Origin of the sequence: Hominilimicola sp. (assembly GCF_046972485.1) — a bacterium.
GTDB classification, from domain to species: Bacteria; Bacillota; Clostridia; order UBA1381; family UBA1381; genus Hominilimicola; species Hominilimicola fabiformis.
The window spans coordinates 1-4,131 of record NZ_JBKVWU010000097.1; the positions used below are offsets into that span (position 1 = coordinate 1).

5 protein-coding genes are annotated in these 4,131 nt (G+C 34.7%); 4 read left to right on the plus strand and 1 reads right to left on the minus strand.

The window, feature by feature from the left end:
* From ACLTU0_RS09165 to ACLTU0_RS09175, 3 genes are all read left to right on the plus strand, one after another.
* The coding region (locus tag ACLTU0_RS09165) for a copper amine oxidase N-terminal domain-containing protein (protein ID WP_412322149.1) at nt 1-922 on the plus strand (922 nt) is incomplete at its 5' end.
* Between the two features lie 61 nt (nt 923-983).
* Nucleotides 984-1,211: an AraC family ligand binding domain-containing protein gene (locus ACLTU0_RS09170; protein WP_308456954.1), complete on the plus strand. Its 228-nt coding sequence runs from the start codon at nt 984-986 to the stop codon at nt 1,209-1,211.
* 150 nt (nt 1,212-1,361) lie between these two features.
* Nucleotides 1,362-1,793, plus strand: a complete 432-nt coding sequence (locus ACLTU0_RS09175; RefSeq protein ID WP_147514963.1) for a hypothetical protein — start codon at nt 1,362-1,364, stop codon at nt 1,791-1,793.
* A 138-nt stretch (nt 1,794-1,931) separates the two neighbouring features.
* Here ACLTU0_RS09175 and ACLTU0_RS09180 read toward each other — a convergent pair whose 3' ends face one another.
* Nucleotides 1,932-2,351, minus strand: coding sequence for a helix-turn-helix transcriptional regulator (locus ACLTU0_RS09180; RefSeq protein ID WP_308456956.1), 420 nt, complete (start codon nt 2,349-2,351; stop codon nt 1,932-1,934).
* 78 nt (nt 2,352-2,429) lie between these two features.
* On the opposite strand from ACLTU0_RS09180, the gene ACLTU0_RS09185 reads away from it, so the two are divergent.
* Nucleotides 2,430-4,109, plus strand: a complete 1,680-nt coding sequence (locus tag ACLTU0_RS09185; protein ID WP_412322151.1) for a protein kinase domain-containing protein — start codon at nt 2,430-2,432, stop codon at nt 4,107-4,109.
* Nucleotides 4,110-4,131: the final 22 nt, after the last annotated feature.

Consider the following 4,131-nt stretch of genomic DNA (forward strand, 5'->3'; position numbering starts at 1 on the left):
ACTGAATACATATCAAATTCCTAATCTTATAAATAATTTGGAATTCATAGATGATAAGATTTTTATAGCAACGGAAAATGTTTTACCTATGTATAGAGTTAACGGTGACCCTTCCAGTGGTATTTTGAAAGCATATAGATTTTCATTTGAAATTTATTATAGCACAGACTGTGTTGAATGGACAAAAGTTGAAAATGACATAATAAAATCATTCTATGGTGATGGTATTAATATGCAAAAGATAAATGATAAATTATTCATTAATCATATGCTGTATTCTGACGACAAGCTCATTGATATAAAATATGAAGCACATGAACCTTGTCGTGTAAGTAAAGTAGGTTCATACATTTGTGAAGTGGTGCCTGATAATGAATATAAAACTGAAAACAATACTGTATTAGCATTCTCAAATGATGGTGTATATTGGGCGTATCTTCCTATAGATATAAAGACGAACGTTATACAGAAAGTATTCGAATTAGGAGATGAGATAGTAATAGAAGACTATCGTGACTATTATGTTGGTGATAAGGAAGAAGTATTTTCACAGCTGCGTGAAAAATTGCCTAATAATCCTGTTTATGTGAAGTTTAACGATGATATTCTCGGCTTTGATGAACCGCCGATTATCGAAGACGGCAGCACGCTTGTGCCTATGAGATTTTTGTTCGAGCAAATGGGAGCAGATGTTGAATGGGATAGCGAAACTCAGACAGCAACAGCAACGCTTGATAATAAGGCAGTAACATTTTCAATAGATAACGTCAACGCAAGAATAAATAATAAACCCGCTAAAATGGACGTGCCTGCAAGATTGATAAATGATAAAACAATGGTACCGCTACGTTTCCTTTCGGAAAATATGGGATATGACGTAGATTGGGATGCCGATAGCAGAACGGCGATTGTGAACTCATAATTGCCAACGACAAGAAAATGTGATAATATTAATGTATCATTACACAAAGAGGTAAAAGGATATGAAAAGAACAGCATTTTCTTCACATAACGAGTTATATGTTCAATATTTGAAAAGTGAAAACAAGCACAATATGTCTGTTCAACATTATCATGATACTTACAAAATATATTTGCAGTTATCGGGCAAAAGGTACTTGTTTTACGACAACACATGTTACACGTTGGAACGTGGTGATTTAAGACTTACAAAAGTACACAGTATGCTCATAAATACTATATGCCGATAGAAGAAATTACGGAATGTACAGGCTTTTCTTTATCAATACAGTGTACGTGAGTGTTTAAAAACGTATACAACAAACCACTGAGAACATTTAGAAAAAATCAAAGATACTGTAAGGGAATATGCCGAGCTTGAAGGACTTGCGGAAGATGAGGTGAAAGACCAAGAGGATTTTCACGGAGATATTGGTTTAGCACCGGCGGAAACAGCAAAAACGCTCAAAAATCCGAAGTCATTAAAAACGGCAGGATTTATGCCCGAAGAAGATGCTTTGCTTGAAGAAATAATCAGCAAAATAAATGAACGGTTTGACGGTATTTTTTCGGAGGGCGACAGAGTTATCGTTGAAACTCTTTACAACAGGGCAAAGGAAAACAAGAAACTAAACCGTCAGGCACAGAAAAATGATGAGGAAGTTTATACAAAGTCGATATTCCCTGAGGTGTTTAAGCAGGTTGCACAGGATTGTTATATAGAACAGATGAAGGCGTTTTCAAAATTGTTTGAGGATAAACGTTTTTATGACACGGTTATGGCAACATTGGCACAGGAAACATACCGTCATTCAAATGACTGTGCCTTATAAAAATATTCAATCGCCACAACAGATATAACGCCTGTAGGACTGAACTTTAAAGCCGGAAAAGCTTATTCAAAAGCACAATTTGATAATATTAAAATTTATACAGTAAAAATCTCCGATGAATAAATATCGGAGATTTTTTTATACCAAGGTTATGAGATTATCATTGTTAAGTAAATCGTCACATTCAAATATACTTAAACCGTGCATCAAAGCATAAATTATAATTCCGTCGCGGCGGTCGCGTGAATCAAGAATAGCAAATTTTGCAATACGCAAAAGCAACTGTGTTTCTTCAAAAGTCAAGTGCATACCGAATGAAATCGCAACGAGTGTATCACGTTTTGCATTTCTTTCACCGTTGAAAATTTTATAAACATATTCACCGATACCTGAATTTTTAGCGACTTGTGCAACGGTTATATTTTTTTCGTTCATCAATTCGTTTAAATAGTCAATAAGCGATTGTGATAAAAAATCTTGTTCATGCAAATCAAGAAAAGTCTTTATATCATCGGCATTTTTCAAGCCGTCGAGTAATTCTTGAGTTATGGTTTTCATTGACAATCCTCCTAACATTGTATTATACTTACAGTATAGTATAAATCGACATTATTTGCAAGAGGGGAGCAGACGAATTTGGAAGATTTTGTTTTAGAAAAAGTATTAAAGAATGATGACAGGCAGAAAATCGAGGTGATTTACAATCCGAAAACAAATCAACGATTTATAAAGCGTTCTGTAAATGATGATATTAGATATATCTATAAAATGCTTCAAAAAATCAATAACAATCATATTCCGAAGATATATGATGTGGAATTGACGGATAAAACCGTTGTGATTGAGGAGTTTGTTCAAGGTATAACATTAAATGAATTTATGGAAAATCACTTTGAATTTGCAAAAGGTCAAATAAATTCGATAGCCAAACAGCTTGTATCTGCAATGGAGGCTTTGCATAAGTGCAGTATTATACACAGAGATATAAAGCCCGACAACATAATTATGAACTCTGAAGGACATATTTGGCTGATAGATTATGATATTGCAAGAATTGTAAACAACGAAGTCAGAAAAGATACAACAGTTTTGGGAACGGTCGGATATGCACCTGTTGAGCAATTTGGTATGATGCCTACCGATTATAAAACCGATATATACGCATTCGGTGCAACAATAGAACAGCTTATGAAATATTCAGGTGAGAAAGGCAGACTTTTAGGAATTGCTCAAAAATGCAAACGTTTTGATCCAATGCAAAGATACCAAAGTATCAAACAGCTTAAACGAGCTATGTTGATGCAATTTATTAACGGTGTGACAATCGGTTTGACCATTTTAATTTTGTGCATAGCGGTTGTGTGCTGTGTGTTTGTGATTAATTTAAAGACACATATAGAAAATAGATATGACGATTATATCGGAACGTGGCATAATGACAGCAATATTTCGCTTGAGGTTTTGAGTGTGGATAATAACATAATGACGTTTAATTTAAAGCAACAGCAGGATAACGGCGGTATATACAGTCTAAATAATGTTACGGCTGAGATAAATAATAATACGGTTGATTTTCATACAGACAACACTGATGGAACGCTAAAATTAAACGGTAATGAAATAACCGTTAAAACGACGTCCGACACGAAATCGTCAAGTTCGATAAATGCGGATGAGATTTTGGAAAAAGACATTCAGATGAATGTAAACGGAAACAGAGTGATACTTGAAAATAATCCTGTGCTTATGATTGACGATGAAATATATGTTCCGTATGATACATTCCCGCGTGAGATAAAACTTGACGCATATTATGACAGCGGAACTTGGGCAGGTGACAGCGAAAAGCGAATTACAATAATGAATGACAAGACAATAATATTCTTTTCGTCATTTGATGATATGGATTGGAATTTGTATGTGACGCATGATGAAAATATAAAAACATCGTATCCGTACGAGTATGAGCAAATAACAATATCTTCTTGTCAGCCTGCCGAGATAAACGACACAATATATATTCCTTTGAAAATATTTGCCGAGCAATTTGGTGCGGAAGTGGAATATGATAAGGCAAAAAGAACTGTGAACGTTAAGGCAGATACAAGCGGAGAGTGTAAATCGATTAATGACATCTTGTCAATACAGGCTTTCACAAGCGAGCAGGCATACGATATGGCAAAGACGAAGTATGATAATTTGTTGAGTACGGACGGAATGCCGCATTATAATCATAAAGGCAAATATTATATGTTTTTGACCGGAGTGTCATCAACGGTTGATGTGTATTACAACGGAATGTTGGTAATAAATTAAAATTGGACAAAAAGTACAAGAC